The organism is Dyadobacter flavalbus (genome assembly GCF_006149045.1).
GTDB lineage: Bacteria > Bacteroidota > Bacteroidia > Cytophagales > Spirosomataceae > Dyadobacter > Dyadobacter flavalbus.
The window spans coordinates 167,394-184,084 of sequence record NZ_VBSN01000076.1; the positions used below are offsets into that span (position 1 = coordinate 167,394).

The window sequence follows — 16,691 nt, forward strand, 5'->3', positions numbered from 1 at the left end:
TTGAAAATGATACTATACCATCTGAATATTTTGACTTACTATCCTGCAATCAATTTAAAAGCAGCTATGACCGGAAAAAATAAAAAGTTCTTCCACAACGGGCTGATCTGCATAATCTTTGGAATTTTACTGGTTTCACCGTCGGTTTCCCGTTCCGAAATACACCGCGAAACGGCAGATACACTTTTCAGAAGAACGCCCGGGACCATTACGCCGCAAGGACCTTACCGTCCGGAAAGACAGAAAAAAAGCGATATACTTTACACGCGCCTGGATATTCAGTTCGACTGGGTAAAACAGCAGGTTCCGGCATCTGCGGTGCTGATGTTCAAATCGCATTTCTATCCGCAGAATACGCTGGAACTGGATGCCAAAGGATTTGATATCAAGGAAATAAGCTTGCTGGACACGCTTGCGAATTACGGAGACATTGCCGCCGGGGAAATAGCGGGCAAGGTGAAGAAAAAGCTGGAATACACGTATGACAAGCGTAAACTGATTGTTAAGCTCGGTAAAAACTATACGCGGAAAGATACCCTTTTTATCAAGATCGATTACGTAGCCAGGCCGAATGATGTTCCGAGAGGAAAAACAGACGACAGCGTTTCGGACAAAGGACTTTATTTTATCAATGCCGACGGAATGGACGAAGGAAAGCCGCGGCAGATATGGACGCAGGGCGAAACCGAAGGAAGTTCCTGCTGGTTTCCGACCATTGATGCACCCAATCAGAAATTTACGCATGATTTTTACATTACTGTTGACAGTACTTACAAAACCTTGTCTAACGGACTGCTGATTTCGCAGGAAGAAAAGAAAAAAGGCATGCGTACCGATCACTGGAAACAATCGCTTCCGCATGCGCCGTATCTTGCGATGCTTGCAGTCGGAGATTTTGCCGTTGCCAAAGACATGATGCCGAACGGTTTGGAACTCAGCTATTATGTAGAGCCGAAATACGGAGCGGATGCACATGCGATTTTCGGACGTACGCCTGAAATGATCGGTTTTTTCTCCAACGTGTTCGGAATGGATTTCCCGTGGGAAAAGTACGCACAGATTGCAGTAAGGGATTTTGTGGCCGGTGCGATGGAAAATACGACGGCCACGGTACATGAAGAAGGCGTGCAAAACGATACGCGCTCGCTTATCGACGGCAATTCGGATGCGGTCATTGCGCATGAACTGGCGCATCACTGGTTTGGCGATTACGTTACCTGCGAGGAGTGGGGCCAGCTTCCGCTGAATGAATCATTCGCCAATTATTCCGAATTCCTGTGGAGCGAATACAATAACGGCCGATACGAGGCGGACTGGCAGAATCTTCAGGAAATGCGTGCATACCTTGCCGAGGCAGAAACCAAGCAGGTCCCGATGATCCGCTATTTTTACAAGGACCGGGAAAATATGTTTGACAGCCATTCCTATGCAAAAGGCGGCCGGATACTGCATATGCTGCGAACTTACGTAGGTGATGACGCTTTTTTTGCATCACTTCAGAATTACCTGAAAACACATGCATTCGGAACAGCGGAAATTGATGATCTGAGAATGTCATTTGAAAAAGTAACAGGGCAGGATATGAACTGGTTTTTTGATCAGTGGTTCCACAAGCCGGGGCATCCCGTTTTGAAAATACAGCAGGAATATGCAATTGCGGGCGGAGGAAAGGTTCTTTTGAAAGTAAAACAGGCACAGGATACGCTTGCTGCAACGGTTTACCGCTTGCCGCTGAAAGTAGATGTATGGGTGAGCGGCAAGAAAAGCCGGTACGACGTTATGCTGGACAAAGCCTCGCAGACACTGGAATTTCCGGCTGCCAAAAAACCCGACCTTGTTATTTTTGATGCGGATGCACAGTTGCTCGGCGTAATCGAGCACGAAAAATCACGCAAGGAAATGCAGTTTCAATACCTGAACGCCGACCGGTTTCTGCACAAATATGAGGCGCTTACTTCACTGGAAGGCGGAATGGCCGATTCCACAGTCAAGAATATTCTGGTAAAGGCAATGAACGATCCGTTCTGGAAATTGCGCCAAATGGCCATCAGTAATTTTGCCGAGTATGACGGCACCGGGTTTGTAGACATTGAAAAAGTAATCCAGGATCGCGCCAGGCTTGATCCGCATCCGCAGGTCCGTACGGAGGCCATTATTACGCTCGCATCTTTTGGCGACAACAACAACGATTCCATTTTCCGGGAAGCTTTGAGCGACAGCTCTTATCAGGTTGTTTCGGTAGCAATGGAAAAATACCTGATGGGTCAGCCGGATGATGCAAGCAGCATTGCGGCTCAGTTCGAAAATTCTCCGAATGACGCGATTGTCACTTCCGTTGCCAATTATTATGCCGGACTCGCGCAGCCTGAAAGATTTGAATGGTTTCTGGAAAAGATGAAGCTGATGAAACCAACCGAGAAGTATAATTTTCTGCAGGTTTTCGGAAAGTACCTCATTAAGTCAAAACAGGATATTCAAAGAAAAAGCATTCCCGTGCTGGAAGGACTGGCGCGTGACAATCCTTCGTATTTTGTTAGATTCGGCGCTTTTCAGGCACTCGGGTTGCTGACGGACATTCAGGGCGTTTCTGCTTTGCGTAAAGACATCCGCTCCAAGGAAACGGAGCCGAAGCTGAAAGAAATGTATAATCAGTTTGGCGATTTATAATAAAGGCTACTGAATAGAAGTTCGGCTTTTCAGATTATTTGCTGTCTTTCGGCATTCATTGCGGATCGAGGTAATAATCCAGGTTTTCCTTTGTAATGATATCCAGCGGCAAAAACTTGATCGGCTGGATTTCTTTTTTAAAAACAAGATGATTGGCAAGCTGGTGAATTCCCCAGTAACCTTGTCCAAGCGGATTCTGATTGATCAGGAAGTTGATAATTTCCTTGTTTAAATAATTCAGGTTCGGTTTTAAAAGGTCATATCCGACCAGTTTGATGTGCTTGAGCTGATTTCGTTCCAAGTAAGAGGCAACTTCAAAGGCTTTGGAATTAGTAACATAGATCGCTTTCAGGCCGGGTTCGTCTTTCAGGATGATTTCCAGTTGCAGGTCAATGGATTCATTTTCGGCATAATTGATTTCCTTGCTGATTACTTTGAAGCTGCTTTCTTCCGGCAAGGCGTTGAAATAATCCCGGAAACCTTTTTCCTTGGTGATCAGATGCGCGGAATTGGAAATATCCTCGTTAACATGCGCCACCAGAATACTTCCCGGCGACTGAAGACCGAAGCAAAGTATTTTGGCAGCCAGACAACCGCTTCTGTATGAATCCTGCCCGATATAGCACAGCGGGTTTACAAGTTCAATCTGTGTGTTGAACAGCACATAAGGAATGTTCAGCGCAGCCCATTCCTTGAAAAACGGCAACGCTTCCTTGTAAAACACCGGCGCAATCAGCAGGCCGTCCGGATGCTCCCTGGTTACTTCCTGCGCTTTTGCAATAAAAGACTGTTCTTCATGCGGGTTGAAGATATACCGGCTGATGGAAACGCCGTACTGACGCAGTTCCTTTTCTGCCTTTTCCATTCCCGTTTCCGGTGCTTCCCAGTAGGAATCCAAATGCGGATCGGGAACAAGTGCGGCTAAGTTGAATGTACGCTGCGATTTCAGCGACTGCGCAATAAAGTTCGGCTCGTAATTCAGTTCCTTTATAATTTCCAGAATACGCTTGCGAACATCGTCGGCCACTCTTCCGCGGTTATGCAGTACCCGGTCAACAGTTCCTTTCGAGGTTTGTGCCTTTTCTGCAATGTCTTTTATCCTTATGATCTTCTTTTTCACTATCGGTATGTATTCGGAAAAAATATAGATGGTTACTTAGAAGCAAATAACAAGATTTTTCATATTTATTTTATAATAAATGTATGCTTGCAACGCTTGAAACAAAGGTCTGCAAATTGTACTGCAAGTATACGGTAAACTGAACGTGTACGAACACGATTGATAAAATCGCGTGTGTGCTCGAACACTTTTTTGAATTATACTTGGAATAACGGATTTAACAATTAATTTTGTAATCAGTAATATAAATAGAATATTATTCCTGACCGAGCCACTATTGCATTCCTAATATTTCAGCATTTAATCTATCTGACCTTATTCCTATCCTTAACCGTTTCTGAATTCCTGCTAATCCTAAATCCTGAATAAAGCGTATGCCGTAAAAAGCGTACGCTTTTGTTAATTACGGCCGGAAGGAAATTCAACTTTTACATCGTCACTGTCTACATAAGCGGAGCAGGTCAGGATCCAGCCTTCTTTGAGGTCGCGGTCTGTTAAAACTTCATTTACGCTCATTCTTACTGCGCCGTTTGTGCATATTGCTGCACAGGCAGAACAGCGGCCGCCTTTGCAGCTGTAAGGCAGATGGATTCCCGCAGAAAGTGCGGCATCCAGAATGGTCGTATGGGCCGGTACAAGCAACCTGTACTCTCTGTTCCTGAAATGTAAATCAATGGTATGCGGAAAAGAAACCGTTTCAGGTTTCGGAACGGCAGGAATTACAAAACTTTCTTTCCGGATTTGTGATGAAGTGAAACCCATAAAATGCAGCGTAATTTCTATGGAACGCATCAGTTCGTAAGGTCCGCAGATAAAAAAACGCGCGAGTTCAGGCGAAAAAGCGAGTGACTTGCTCACAAGCTGTTCCAGCCGCGTGTTATTGATCCTGCCGCGAATACCCGTCCAGTCGTCTGAGGGCTGGCTGTGGATTTGTATGACTTTCAGCCGTTCCGGAAACTGTTGCTGCAACTGCTCGATACGTTCCTGAAACAGCGTGCTTTTCGTGTTTCTGCTGGCGTAAATCAATGTGATCCGGCTTTTGCTCTCATCGGTCAGCGCCTGTTTCATAATAGAGAAAAGAGGCGTTATGCCGCTTCCGGCACCGAGCAGCATAATGTCATGCGGTGTCTCATCCGTTTTTTCAAGCACAAAACGGCCTGCTGCAGGCAAGGCTGTAAATACATCTCCGACCTGAACGGAATGTACCCAGAAACGCGAAATTTCACCATTGGGAACCCGCTTGACGGTAATGGCCGGAAAGGCATCCGCATCCGGCGCAGAACTCATGGAATAGGAACGCCGTACTTCATGGCCGTGCTGCGGAATGAGAAACGTAAGAAACTGGCCTGCTTTGTACGTAAACGGCTTTCCGTCGGTTCTTTCAAACAAAAACGTCTTGGTATCTTCACTTTCCGGAATGATTTGTCTTACGCGAAGGGAAATGGTGGAGTCGGACATCAGCGGGTGTCTTTATTGAATGTTTTTTAAGTAAGACTTTTCAACAAGAAAATTATTCCAGACCATTTCGTACTCCGCCAGCAAAGTCCAGCAATGCGCCTCGCAAACCCAGTGCATGTGAAAAAGCGGGCTGACGGAAATCCTGTAAAGCAAAGGATTTTCATACGCTGTCAGCAATCCGGCAATGAAGAAGTAAAAACCTTTGAAGTCATGAACCGTATAATCTTCAACGGGAATTCTTTCTGTTTCCACGCCGAGCCGCATCAGGGAAGTGGAAAGAATCACTCGGTCCATCGGATTGTCGGTTTTTGCAGCAAGCTGAATCGTGTCTTCAGTCAGTTTCCTTTTAATACTTTGAAGAGCCGGCGGATCGAAAGCTGCAATCAGCCGTGATACATGATAAATAATCAGCGGCGTTCTCGGATATTGATGTGCACAGCGGAAAGGTGCAGTCCGGTAACGGTCTGTTTCAATGACCGAACGGATGTAAGCAAGGCTGTCGTGATCGTGCCGGTTCAAAGGCAGGTTATGCCGGAAAATCAGCAGCATCAGATTGCTCAGCACGCAGACGTCAAATTCAATATACATATTCTTGCCAAACCATGTGGAGTAAGCCTGCAACGCGCTGTATTCCGGATACGTGTTCCGGATGCGCCGTCCGTTTCCGCTGGCATGCAGCGGCAGTTTCTGTTTGAGCCAAAGCATTTCATCCGTTGATGCTTTGGAGGTCAGGTAAATGAATGCTGTATCATCAATATCGTCAGGAATGCGGAAATGGTCAAAATGACGGAATATATGGCCATTCGGAAAATGCATCGAAGGTTTTGTTTTCCAGAAATTATAGGTTTTCAAGCCGTCTTTGTTCTGAAATGCAGGATAGTTTTTAATAACCTTGCCGCAAATTCTGTCAATCTGGTTTTGAAGTTCAGCGTCCGCCTGATTCCGGACTGATTGCAGCGTATAGCAGATAATGGCTGAAAAAAATATGGTCGTATCCGGCCTGTTATAACCAATAACCGGATTAACGCGGTATGCAGGAAAAATACCTTCCGGAAAATAACGGTTTCCTTCAGATTGCAGACTTTCGGTATGGTCAATGAATTTCCGCAGATTTTGCTTCATGTTCCGAAACTAATAAATCACTTTAAAAAAAGAAACCCTGCCTTTCAGACAGGGTTTTTGGCAACAATACAATTTAATCTTTAAACTCCTTCTGCCACAACCTGTTTTACATCCGGAACCATACGCGTAAGCAGATTTTCAATTCCGGCTTTCAATGTCAGCGTGGAAGACGGGCAACCGCTGCACGAACCCTGAAGCAATACTTTTACAACGCCGGAATCTTCATTGAACGAATGAAAGTTAATCGCGCCGCCGTCGGATTCCACCGCCGGGCGTACGTATTGGTCCAGCGCCGCCTTTATTTTCTGAACTGTGTCGGAATCCCTTGAATCTACAATAACCGTATTCTTATCAATGGTGCGCTGTTCGAAAACAGGGTGGTTTTCTTCAAAATAAATCTTTATGAACTGCTTTGTATCTCTCAGCACATCTTCCCACGCAATGGCTTCATCTTTGGTCAGCGTAATGAAGTTACTGGCTATGAAAACCCTTTTAACATGCGGAAACTGAAACAGGTCATAAGCAAGCGGCGAAGCACTGCCTTCTTCCAGAGCGGCTTCACGCGAAGGGTAATCAAATGAAAGTCCGTCGGGAACCAGTTCGAAATTCAATACAAATTTCATTGAATTCGGATTGGGGCTTAATTCCGTATATACAAAAACCGGTCGTGTAAGCATTTCTTTTTTATAAAATGATGGGGTAAATAATTCTCTACTGCAATGAACAAGTAAAATGAAGATTTGGTTTTCAAATCCGGAAATGCACTGCAATAAAAAAGCCCGTCAGCTATTTCTCTGACGGGCTTTCAAGGTTTAGCATGATAAAATGCTGTATTTCATTTCCTAAGCTTCTGCTGTTACAGGCTCAGCTGCTGCGATGGGCTCAATGTGAACGTAAGACTTGTTTTCGCGCGTTTTGCGGAAAACTACATTGCCTTCCACCAGTGCAAACAGCGTATGGTCGCGGCCGATGCCTACATTTTTGCCAGGGTTGTGTTTTGTTCCGCGCTGACGGACAAGGATATTGCCTGCTTTGGCAAGCTGGCCACCGAATAATTTTACTCCAAGACGCTTGCTTTCCGACTCACGTCCGTTTCTCGAGCTACCTACACCTTTCTTATGTGCCATGATATCTTAAACTGATTGTTGTAATTTCTTGATTTAAACAGATACTTGATTTCCGGGATGTGGAACAACTCAGGCTACGATTTCGTCAATGCTGATCTTTGTCAGGTACTGACGGTGACCATTTTTAACTCTGTAACCTTTACGTCTTTTCTTTTTGAAGACGATTACTTTTTCACCTTTAAGATGTTCAAGTACAGTTGCTTTTACAGAAGCGCCGGCTACTGTTGGCAAACCTACCTGTACTGTGCCTCCGTTATCAACGAGAAGGACTTTATCAAACACAAGGGCAGCGTTCACGTCACCTTCAAGCCTGTGCGTGAAGATAGCGAGACCCTTTTCAACCTTAAATTGCTGACCTGCGATTTCTACAATTGCGTACATGTTAATTGATTATGATATACTGAATTTCAAAATGAGGTGCAAATATAGGCACATAAATGCAGAATAACAATGCATTATGCCGTTTATTTGGTACCGCGAGCGGAGCCCGGAAAGAGAATAAAAATGCCGGCCGGATTATTTGTGCAATTATTTGTATAGATATAGTTAAAGCTGTTCAAACAATTACCTTTATACATCGGATAAAAAGTGCCGTTCACGGAATATTTGTCAAATTAAAGGATTAACAAACCTTAACATTCCAAAAATGTTACTTTTATCATTAAATTACGTCTTACCATAGAAATGATTAATAAAATATAAAATGAAAATTGGTCTGTGGATTTTGATTGCTGTATTTACGGGTTTGACAGGCCGAACGGATGCTTTCGGTTCAGATCCTATTTATCTGAATGATGAAAAACAGGTTTCCTCAGGTTATCAGATAGGCGATGCCGCGGCTAATTTCCAGCTTAAAAATGCAGACGGCAGCAATGTTTCTTTAAATGATTTTTCGGGTTCAAAAGGCGTTATTGTTGTTTTTACAAGCAATCACTGTCCGTTTGCAAAGGCTTATGAAGACCGGATTATTGCGCTGAATGATAAATTTGCGTCTCAGGGATTTCCGGTAATTGCCATCAATCCAAGCGATCCGGGGACGCATCAGGACGATACAGCTGAAAAAATGAAGGAAAGGTCTGCTGCCAAAAGTTACCGGTTTCCATATCTGGTCGATAATCTTCAGCAGACAGCCAGGGCGTTTGGAGCCATCCGTATGCCGCAGGTTTATATACTTCAGAAAAACGGCGCCAGATTCCTGGTTCGATATATCGGTATGATTGATGACAATCCGCAGGATCCGGGCGGTGTTACAAAATTTTACGTTGATGAAGCCGTAACCAATCTTTTAAGCCAGAAACCGGTTGTGACTACGGTGACCAAACCCGTCGGATGTGCCATTAAATGGAAAAATTAAAGAATAAATGATTCATTCAGTCTTATGAACAAACTTATAGCATTCGTCTTTTATGCCATTTTGTTATTGCTGGCGCAACCATCCTTTGCACAGACCAAAAGCAAGAACTTTTCCAACGAAGGTGAATTTACAAGCAATTGCGAAGGGCCTGCAGTTGATAAGGACGGAAACGTATATGCAGTCAATTTTGCGCGCGACGGTACTATCGCCCAGATCAACAAGAAAGGAAATGCCAGCTTTTTTGTTACGCTTCCCAAAGGAAGCACCGGGAACGGAATCCGGTTTGGCGATGAAAACACCTTTTATGTAGCTGATTTTACAGGGCACAATGTGCTGAAAGTGAATCTTCTTACAAAAGAGACGACCGTTTTTGCCAATGAACCGAAAATGAATCAGCCCAACGATCTTGCCATTACAGCCTCCGGGCACATTTTCTGTTCCGATCCGAACTGGAAAGAGAATACCGGCCAGATCTGGCATGTTTCACCCGATGGTAAAACAAAGATCGCCGCTGAAAACATGGGTACCACCAACGGTATTGACATCAGTCCGGACGAGAAAAAGCTGTATGTCAATGAAAGCGTCCAGAAAAATGTCTGGGTTTTTGATCTGGCTGAAGACGGCACTTTGTCCAATAAAAAACTGCTTTACCATTTTGAAGACGGCGGTATGGACGGCATGCGGTGCGACATTCTCGGGAATTTGTACATTGCACGGCACGGCGTCGGTGAAGTAGCCGTTCTTTCACCCGAAGGCAAAGTAATCCAGACCATTAAAACCATTGGCAAGAAAGTGTCCAATATCTGCTTTGGCGGACGCAATGGAAAAACCTGCTACATTACGCTTCAGGACCGCGGATGTCTGGAAAGTTTTCAGGCCAAATCTGCCGGAAGGGAATGGGCCATGATGAAGGCTTTTTCTGAAAAGAAGTAGAATGATCTTCAACGATCATTTTTGAAAGTCTTTTTGGTCAGGTTTTCAGCTACTCTTGAATTGCTTCACAGTTCTTTACACACGCTATATTTATGTATGAAAAACAGTTTTGTTTTCTTCAGAGAAATCTGAATATTGCCCTGCTTTCCATTGTTTCGTTTTCTGCCGTAGCGCTGCTTGCCTTTCGTATTTACAGCTACGACTGGGATTTTATATTTCTTGTCTGGAACCTGTTTCTTGCCTGGGTGCCATTGCTGTTTATTCAAATGGTCTGGTCATATGAAATCAGGCGCAGGCTTCCGCTATGGCTGCTGATCGTTTGTTTCCTGATCTGGCTTCTGTTCTTTCCCAATGCACCTTACATCATAACGGATCTGAAATACGTTCGCAGCGTTCCGCAAAATATGATCTGGTATGATGCACTGATGCTTTTCAATTTTTCAGTTGCAGGCTTTCTGGCCGGTCTTTACAGCATCCGGATTGTACACCGCATTTTTGCACATCGCTGGAATCATGCAGTTGCCTGGCTTGTGGTGATGATTTCTATGCTTCTCGGCGGTTTTGGCGTATACCTGGGCCGGTATGGCAGATGGAACAGCTGGGATATTGTGACGCAGCCGATAGCACTTTTACAAGGAATAACAAGCCGTGTGCTGGACCCGTTTGCAATAAAACATACTTTTACGTTTTCGTTCGTAATGATGTTGTTGTACTTTGCGTTCCATATTTTCGCCGAACTCAAAAAGCATGAAGGGACCCATAAATATTCTTAAAGCTGTGCGTAGCTTTCGATATGCCGGCGTAGGTATTTATAATTTATTCCGATACGAAAACAACGCCCGCATCCATTTGCTTGCCTGTATATTCGTCGTTATTGCAGGTGTTTACTTTGATATTTCAGCTGCCGAATGGTCATTGCTGGTTATCCAGATCGGGCTTGTATGGTCTGCGGAGGCGGTTAATACAGCCGTTGAAAAACTGGCAGACGTCGTTTCACCTGAATATCATCCCGGAATTAAAGTAGTAAAAGATACAGCCGCTGCCGCAGTGCTTATTCTTGCCATTTCGGCTGTCATTGTAGGCGGAATTATTTTTATCCCGAAAGTACTGCTGTTTTTCTGATCCGGTTATCAAATTCTCAACATTCATGCGCCTTCGGGTGAAACACTTTTAAGCTGCCATGCATCCAGAACAGGATTATCTTCAACAATTACATAGGATTCGCTGTTTTACAGCACGCTACTTCCAACTGCTGTTCAGCAGTAGGCATAGTCGCAGGCTTGCATGCATAACGGGTGCTTTTGTGTTGCTGACAACCTTCGAAAGCAGAGCTCAGCTTTCTGCTGACAGCACTTTGCAGCTTACCCGGAAATGGTACGATAAGGAAACGATTTACCTGAGAGGCGGCAACAGCTTTGTAAAAAACAATGTCATTTATTCCGGCGGAAAAGCCCTGCGCAGCGAATTCATGATTTCCCCAGGCGGGCTGGAATTATACCTGAAATCAAAACGGACAAGAAATATTGCTTTGTTAGTTTCACTGGCTGGTTCTGCCGGATCAATTGTTTCGCTTGTCTCAGGCAACAGGGACAATCTGCGTACATTCTTTTGGGTATCGCTGGGAACAGGAATAGTTTCCTCCGCTCTGACGATGCAGGCCAATAACCAGCGCGATCAGGCCGTCTGGCTGAGAAACCGTGATGCCATGATTTTAATGAAAGCGGAAAAGTGATTTTGGTGAGATGTATTTTGTAAGATGTAAGAAGAGGTTGACTTTTCTTGATTTTTTACACTGCATTTAAATTGCCGTTTGCTTACAGCTAATACAATCTTGCTTTGACTGGAAAAAGGCTGTTCTTGTAATTTTCTCTGCAAAACAAAAATGCCTGCACTTTACAGCACAGGCATTTTTTGCTTCGTAATTATAAAACTTAAAATTTCAAGGGAACCGAAAAACCTGATTTATCCCATTGAAAATCAAGAGAATTGTTCTTAACTGTAAAAGTCAGTTTCTCCTGTGAAGACGGATAAGTCTTGTTTGGAACCGTTACTTTCAGCACATCTTTTCCTTTGATTTCTTCATATTTGTAAGCACCCCATTGGTTTCCTTCGCTGTTCAGGATAATGGTCCAGTCTTTTTCGGTTGGAATTGCAAAGAATGTGTAAGTTCCTGCTTTAACTGCCTTGCCGCCAAACATTCCGTCTTTCTTGAACGTGATTGCCGTAGCGCTGTCGGCACCGATCCGCCATACTTTTCCATAAGGTTCAAGGCTTCCGCTTCCTGCGTTACCAAAAAGCACACGTCCTCTTTTGGATGGCTGGCCATAGGCAATGGTTACGTTTTCACCTTTTGCAGTTACTCTGGGGCTTTTTTGTGCAGATGCCCATGTAAATGCAATGAATGTAAGGAACAGCGTTAAAAATGTTGTTTTCATAAAATAATGAATAATAAACTGGTTTTGATGAAACTGGATTTTTGCAGTAACGAATTACGCTATTGAAAAGTTGTGAAGCAAGCCTTTTCGCTTTCATTCCTGATAAGTGATTTTAGATTGTATATTTGAATAATGATTTCTGAAAACAATCCACCGGTACGTACCCGTTTTTTCGATACCAAAATCGAATTCCTGAAAGGCGTTGGCCCGCAAAAAGCGGCTTTGCTGAATCAGGAACTGAATATCTTTACATACGGAGACCTTATTCAGCATTATCCGTTCCGGCATGAGGACCGCACTGTTTTTCACAAAATCAGTGAATTGAGCGAGCAGCTTCCCGCAGCGCAGATCAAAGGAAGGCTGCGCGAAATGACAACCGTAGGCGAAGGCGGAAAAAAACGGCTGGTAGCTTATTTTACGGATGGAACGGGCATCATGGAACTGGTCTGGTTCCAGAGTATCGGATGGTATGAAAAAAGCCTGCGGCCCAACTCGGAATACATTGTTTACGGCAAGCCCGTTGCTTTCGGCGGAAGGTGGAGCATGACGCACCCCGACATTGACCTGATGACGCCGGAAAATGAAAACGGTGGTTTCTGGCAGCCGGTTTATCCACTAACTGAAAAGCTGCGCAAACGCTTTCTGGATAGCCGTACGCTCAGCCGGATAATCCGGAATCTGCTTGAAATTGCCCATCAGCACATTCGTGAAACACTTCCTGAAAACCTTGTCCAGAAATATCGTTTGGTCTCAAAAGCAGACGCGCTCTGGAATTATCATTTGCCGCAAAGTCAGCAATGGCTTGTTCAGGCGCAGAGAAGGCTGAAATTTGAAGAGCTTTTTTACAATCAGTTCCGGCTGATCAAAAACAAGCTGCTGCACAAAACCGAATACCCGGGCCTTGTTTTCAGTAAGAATGATCTGGTCAGGGAATTTTATGCCAATCATCTGCCATTCAGTCTAACGAATGCACAGATCAGGGTTTTGCAGGAAATTCATGAAGACCTGAAAACCGGCAAGCAGATGAACAGACTTTTGCAGGGCGATGTAGGCTCGGGAAAAACGATTGTGGCTTTCATCACGATGCTCTTTGCACTGTCCAACGATGCGCAGGCATGTCTGATGGCACCAACCGAAATTCTTACCGATCAGCATTACATGGGCCTGAAAAAATTTGCGGATTTGCTCGGGATCAATCTCGGAAAACTGACGGGATCAACGAAGAAAAAAGATAGAGAAGTAATTCATCAGCAGCTGCTGGACGGTTCCATGCAGGTTTTGGTCGGAACGCATGCGCTGATCGAAGACATCGTGCAGTTTAAAAATCTGGGGCTGTGCATTATTGATGAACAACACCGCTTCGGCGTCGCGCAACGGGCAAAATTATGGGCTAAAAACCCGCGTATCAACCCGCACATGCTTGTGATGACCGCAACGCCTATTCCGAGAACACTTGCGATGACGCTTTACGGGGATCTGGATATTTCAGCCATTGATGAGTTGCCGGCAGGACGAAAGCCAATCAAAACGGTGCATCGATATGACGCACACCGCGCCTCTGTTTTCGGGTTCCTGAAAGATGAAATTGCCAAAGGAAGACAGATTTACATGGTTTATCCGCTGATCGAAGAATCTGAAAAGATGGACCTTAAGGATTTGATGGATGGGTATGAAAGCGTTTCAAGGTCTTTTCCGGATGTTCCGCTGAGTATTCTGCACGGCAAGATGAAGTCAAAGGATAAAGATTACGAAATGGCGCGTTTTGTTAGTCAGGAAACAAAAATTATGGTCGCAACTACGGTTATTGAAGTAGGCGTAAACGTTCCCAATGCATCTGTAATGGTCATCGAAAATGCGGAAAGATTCGGTTTGTCGCAGCTTCACCAGTTGCGCGGAAGGGTAGGGCGCGGCGCGGAGCAATCTTACTGTATCCTGATTACGGATTACAAGATAAGCAAAGACACCAAATTGCGGATTGAAACGATGTGCCGTACCAACGACGGTTTTGAAATCGCGGAAGTGGATCTTCAGCTCAGAGGCCCGGGTGATCTTTCAGGAACGCAGCAGAGCGGCCTTGTGGATCTGCTGGTTGCCAATCTTGCGAAGGACGGACAGATTCTGAAAGAAGCCAGGCTTTCGGCAGAAGCCATTCTTGAATCAGATCCCGAGCTGCTCCAGTCAATTAACCAGCCTATACGCCTTCATCTGGCAAATCTGCGTAAAGAGGAAACGAACTGGAGCAGGATCAGTTAACGGTTATGCCTTGATTTCCCTGTTGTCATTTAAAAACTCAAAGTTCTGCGGACGCGTAACATGCAGCGCAGCACCAAGCGAAGTCGCATACGGAAGGTCTGTGGCATGTACGGTATGGTTCGGGAAATTGCGTGCAATCAGTCTTGTGAATATTTCATTTCTGGCAAATCCGCCGTCAATGTAAATAGCTTGTACGTCATTTACGCCGACAAGTTCCAGTGAAACAGAAAGCATATCCGTCAGTCCTTTTAATAAATGATGGTATGCAGCATCTGCGGAAGCAAAAGCACTTACCTGCCATTCCATCGGGCTTGGTTCCGGGAACGGCCCGTTGCCTGTCATGCAGGCAGGATAAAACTTGGGCGTATCCGCTTTCAGAATTTCATCGTCAAACTTAACACTTTTATAAAAATCCGGTGCGACACGGAAATACTCTGCAATGCGAGTTACCTGATAATCGTGCTCCCTTCCAAGGAAAAGCCGCGATGCCGTAACGCCGCTGCCTTCGGGCGTAAGGTAATTCATGCAATCCCGTTCGAGCTGGTAAGAAGTTAAAGGCTTGGAAGTAAAGGAATTGAAATTGATACACCAGGTTCCGGTTGAAAGCAGCACAAACGGCTTTTTAACAGCCATACGGTATGGTATCAACGCAGCAGAGCTGTCGTGCAGACCAAATCCTGACTGGATTCCTTTGTCTCCGTTGCGGTAAATAAATGATGAGGAAGCCAGAACGGGCGCCAGTTTCTTGTGAATGCCTTCTGCTTTTACCCATTCGTGATAATCCCACATTTCAAAACTCCATAATGCCGTATGGCAGCCCAGTGAAGTGTAGTCGCTTACTTTTCTTCCGGTCAGCAGATAAAGAATGTATTGCGGCAAATGCAGCGTCATGGCGATCTGCTTGTAAATTTCCGGCTGCGTGTATTTAAGCCAGTAAAGCTGCATGCCCGAATTCAGCATGCCCATGGCGGGCGAGCCGGTCTGCAATGATATTCGGGTCGGATCGCCGTATGTACTGTAAAACTGGTTCAGCAGAGCTTCCGGGAATGGCTTCAGGTAAGAGTAAAGCGGTGTAAGCGGTTTGTGCGAAGCATCCAGGTGTACAAGGCTCGCTCCGTAGGCAGCCACATTCACTGCTTTGATGTCATACTCTGGATTATTCAGCAGATCGGTCCAGCGACTTTTTACCCAGTTGGTCAGAAGTTCTATGTCCTCCGTCGGGAAACCGTCTTCATCGGTCGTTTCGAGCAGCGACTCGGAGAATTCTTCTACAATCTGATACTTTTCATCAAAAAGTACGTACTTTTTATTGGTCCTGCCAATGTCAAAAACCGCTGTTAATTTCATTAATTTAAATGCTATGCCACTTCAAACCCGGAGAATGTTTCCGTTCTTATGTGACTTACGTTAAAACGAATACCCTTACTTCTTTAACTTTCTGAATTCACCGTCAGCCCTGGATTTTCAGGCTGTTTTTTCAAGAACCGGTTTCAGGACTTTGGTCCAGCGCCGGTAACCTTCGTCGTTCATATGCAAGCTGTCGCTTACGAAAATAGCCGGGTCCGGCCTTCCGTCTTTCAGCATAACAGGCCATACGTCGATATATCCGTGCCTACGGTCCTTTTTTATATAATCCTGAATAAGCTTGTTTGCCTTGATGACATCATCCCGCTTTGCCCATCTGGAAGGGGAAGGTTTCAGTGAAACGCCGTAAAGCTGGACGTCCGGCAATTTATCGCGGATCAGTTTAACAAGCGTGACATAAGCATCCCGGACTTGTTCCGGCGTTTTTGCTTTCGAGCCAAACATATCGTTTTCGCAGTAAATTACCACGGTTTTCGGCTTATATTTCGTGATCGTACGATCGGCATAATAAATGACTTCCGGAAAAGTGGAACCCCCAAAACCACGGTTGATAATTGGTAACGGCGCCAGATCTTTGCCGGCAGATTTCCATTTTGTAAAAGACGAACTTCCGGTCAGGACAATTCCGCCGGCCGCCGGCATCTGCTGCATATCCTGATTTTCAAATTCCCTGATCGCATTCTCTGACCTGTCAACCTTGTAATCCGGTTCCCACGGCGTACTCAGATTTGTGTAACTGGGTTTATGACAAGCATTTAGCCAGAGTAAGGCAAAAATCAAAAGGTATTTTTTCATTATTCATAAAATGGATATAGCAAATAAGGCATATATGTCCACTTTTTAATGATCCCGGGCCG

At 44.9% G+C, this 16,691-nt stretch carries 16 protein-coding genes; 7 read left to right on the forward strand and 9 right to left on the reverse strand.

Features of this window, described 5'->3' with window-relative positions:
* Window positions 1-6 precede the first annotated feature (6 nt).
* Entirely contained in the window at window positions 7-2,667 is a 2,661-nt protein-coding gene (locus FEM33_RS25955; RefSeq protein ID WP_229214430.1) for a M1 family metallopeptidase, read from the forward strand.
* 55 nt (window positions 2,668-2,722) lie between these two features.
* Here the strand turns inward: FEM33_RS25955 and FEM33_RS25960 are convergent, their stop codons facing one another.
* From FEM33_RS25960 to rplU, 6 genes are all read right to left on the reverse strand, one after another.
* Window positions 2,723-3,787 (reverse strand): substrate-binding domain-containing protein, encoded by a 1,065-nt coding sequence (locus tag FEM33_RS25960; RefSeq protein ID WP_139014876.1) that lies wholly within the window; start codon window positions 3,785-3,787, stop codon window positions 2,723-2,725.
* 399 nt (window positions 3,788-4,186) lie between these two features.
* Window positions 4,187-5,245, reverse strand: a complete 1,059-nt coding sequence (locus FEM33_RS25965; RefSeq protein WP_139014877.1) for a ferredoxin--NADP reductase — start codon at window positions 5,243-5,245, stop codon at window positions 4,187-4,189.
* 12 nt (window positions 5,246-5,257) lie between these two features.
* Window positions 5,258-6,367 carry a hypothetical protein gene (locus FEM33_RS25970; RefSeq protein WP_139014878.1) on the reverse strand — a complete coding sequence of 370 codons (1,110 nt, stop codon included), beginning with the start codon at window positions 6,365-6,367 and terminating at the stop codon, window positions 5,258-5,260.
* Between the two features lie 80 nt (window positions 6,368-6,447).
* On the reverse strand, window positions 6,448-7,044 hold the full coding sequence (locus tag FEM33_RS25975; protein WP_139014879.1) for a NifU family protein: 597 nt from the start codon (window positions 7,042-7,044) through the stop codon (window positions 6,448-6,450).
* A gap of 165 nt (window positions 7,045-7,209) precedes the next feature.
* Window positions 7,210-7,494: a 50S ribosomal protein L27 gene (gene rpmA / locus FEM33_RS25980; protein WP_139014880.1), complete on the reverse strand. Its 285-nt coding sequence runs from the start codon at window positions 7,492-7,494 to the stop codon at window positions 7,210-7,212.
* Between the two features lie 69 nt (window positions 7,495-7,563).
* Complete coding sequence (rplU, locus tag FEM33_RS25985) at window positions 7,564-7,875, reverse strand: 50S ribosomal protein L21 (RefSeq protein WP_139014881.1); 312 nt, start codon at window positions 7,873-7,875, stop codon at window positions 7,564-7,566.
* 322 nt (window positions 7,876-8,197) lie between these two features.
* Between rplU and FEM33_RS25990 the strand changes: the two genes are divergently transcribed.
* The 5 genes from FEM33_RS25990 to FEM33_RS26010 all read left to right on the forward strand — a co-directional run bounded on the left by FEM33_RS25990 (window position 8,198) and on the right by FEM33_RS26010 (window position 11,513).
* Window positions 8,198-8,848, forward strand: a complete 651-nt coding sequence (locus tag FEM33_RS25990) for a thioredoxin family protein (protein WP_139014882.1) — start codon at window positions 8,198-8,200, stop codon at window positions 8,846-8,848.
* Window positions 8,849-8,872: 24 nt separating this feature from the next.
* The gene (locus tag FEM33_RS25995) at window positions 8,873-9,781 is read left to right on the forward strand and encodes an SMP-30/gluconolactonase/LRE family protein (RefSeq protein ID WP_139014883.1); all 909 of its coding nucleotides are present in this window, start codon (window positions 8,873-8,875) and stop codon (window positions 9,779-9,781) included.
* A 92-nt stretch (window positions 9,782-9,873) separates the two neighbouring features.
* Window positions 9,874-10,554, forward strand: coding sequence for a DUF1361 domain-containing protein (locus tag FEM33_RS26000; RefSeq protein ID WP_139014884.1), 681 nt, complete (start codon window positions 9,874-9,876; stop codon window positions 10,552-10,554).
* Entirely contained in the window at window positions 10,529-10,903 is a 375-nt protein-coding gene (locus FEM33_RS26005) for a diacylglycerol kinase family protein (RefSeq protein WP_139014885.1), read from the forward strand. The genes FEM33_RS26000 and FEM33_RS26005 overlap by 26 nt, the downstream gene beginning before the upstream one ends.
* Before the next feature lie 58 nt (window positions 10,904-10,961).
* The gene (locus FEM33_RS26010; protein ID WP_229214432.1) at window positions 10,962-11,513 is read left to right on the forward strand and encodes a hypothetical protein; all 552 of its coding nucleotides are present in this window, start codon (window positions 10,962-10,964) and stop codon (window positions 11,511-11,513) included.
* 199 nt (window positions 11,514-11,712) lie between these two features.
* Here the strand turns inward: FEM33_RS26010 and FEM33_RS26015 are convergent, their stop codons facing one another.
* Window positions 11,713-12,216, reverse strand: a complete 504-nt coding sequence (locus FEM33_RS26015) for a DUF2911 domain-containing protein (protein ID WP_139014886.1) — start codon at window positions 12,214-12,216, stop codon at window positions 11,713-11,715.
* 132 nt (window positions 12,217-12,348) lie between these two features.
* On the opposite strand from FEM33_RS26015, the gene recG reads away from it, so the two are divergent.
* Entirely contained in the window at window positions 12,349-14,469 is a 2,121-nt protein-coding gene (gene recG / locus FEM33_RS26020) for an ATP-dependent DNA helicase RecG (protein ID WP_139014887.1), read from the forward strand.
* Between the two features lie 3 nt (window positions 14,470-14,472).
* On the opposite strand, the gene FEM33_RS26025 is transcribed toward recG, so the two are convergent.
* On the reverse strand, window positions 14,473-15,816 hold the full coding sequence (locus FEM33_RS26025) for an FGGY-family carbohydrate kinase (RefSeq protein WP_139014888.1): 1,344 nt from the start codon (window positions 15,814-15,816) through the stop codon (window positions 14,473-14,475).
* 117 nt (window positions 15,817-15,933) lie between these two features.
* Window positions 15,934-16,629, reverse strand: a complete 696-nt coding sequence (locus tag FEM33_RS26030; protein ID WP_139014889.1) for a GDSL-type esterase/lipase family protein — start codon at window positions 16,627-16,629, stop codon at window positions 15,934-15,936.
* Window positions 16,630-16,691: the final 62 nt, after the last annotated feature.

Coding starts and splice junctions, on each gene's coding strand:
- FEM33_RS25955 (WP_229214430.1), top strand. CDS start 7: ATGATACTATACCATCTGAATATTTTGACTTACTATCCTGCAATCAAT.
- FEM33_RS25965 (WP_139014877.1), bottom strand. CDS start 5,245: ATGTCCGACTCCACCATTTCCCTTCGCGTAAGACAAATCATTCCGGAA.
- FEM33_RS25970 (WP_139014878.1), bottom strand. CDS start 6,367: ATGAAGCAAAATCTGCGGAAATTCATTGACCATACCGAAAGTCTGCAA.
- FEM33_RS25975 (WP_139014879.1), bottom strand. CDS start 7,044: ATGCTTACACGACCGGTTTTTGTATATACGGAATTAAGCCCCAATCCG.
- rpmA (WP_139014880.1), bottom strand. CDS start 7,494: ATGGCACATAAGAAAGGTGTAGGTAGCTCGAGAAACGGACGTGAGTCG.
- rplU (WP_139014881.1), bottom strand. CDS start 7,875: ATGTACGCAATTGTAGAAATCGCAGGTCAGCAATTTAAGGTTGAAAAG.
- FEM33_RS25990 (WP_139014882.1), top strand. CDS start 8,198: ATGAAAATTGGTCTGTGGATTTTGATTGCTGTATTTACGGGTTTGACA.
- FEM33_RS25995 (WP_139014883.1), top strand. CDS start 8,873: ATGAACAAACTTATAGCATTCGTCTTTTATGCCATTTTGTTATTGCTG.
- FEM33_RS26000 (WP_139014884.1), top strand. CDS start 9,874: ATGTATGAAAAACAGTTTTGTTTTCTTCAGAGAAATCTGAATATTGCC.
- FEM33_RS26005 (WP_139014885.1), top strand. CDS start 10,529: ATGAAGGGACCCATAAATATTCTTAAAGCTGTGCGTAGCTTTCGATAT.
- FEM33_RS26010 (WP_229214432.1), top strand. CDS start 10,962: ATGCATCCAGAACAGGATTATCTTCAACAATTACATAGGATTCGCTGT.
- FEM33_RS26015 (WP_139014886.1), bottom strand. CDS start 12,216: ATGAAAACAACATTTTTAACGCTGTTCCTTACATTCATTGCATTTACA.
- recG (WP_139014887.1), top strand. CDS start 12,349: ATGATTTCTGAAAACAATCCACCGGTACGTACCCGTTTTTTCGATACC.
- FEM33_RS26025 (WP_139014888.1), bottom strand. CDS start 15,816: ATGAAATTAACAGCGGTTTTTGACATTGGCAGGACCAATAAAAAGTAC.
- FEM33_RS26030 (WP_139014889.1), bottom strand. CDS start 16,629: ATGAAAAAATACCTTTTGATTTTTGCCTTACTCTGGCTAAATGCTTGT.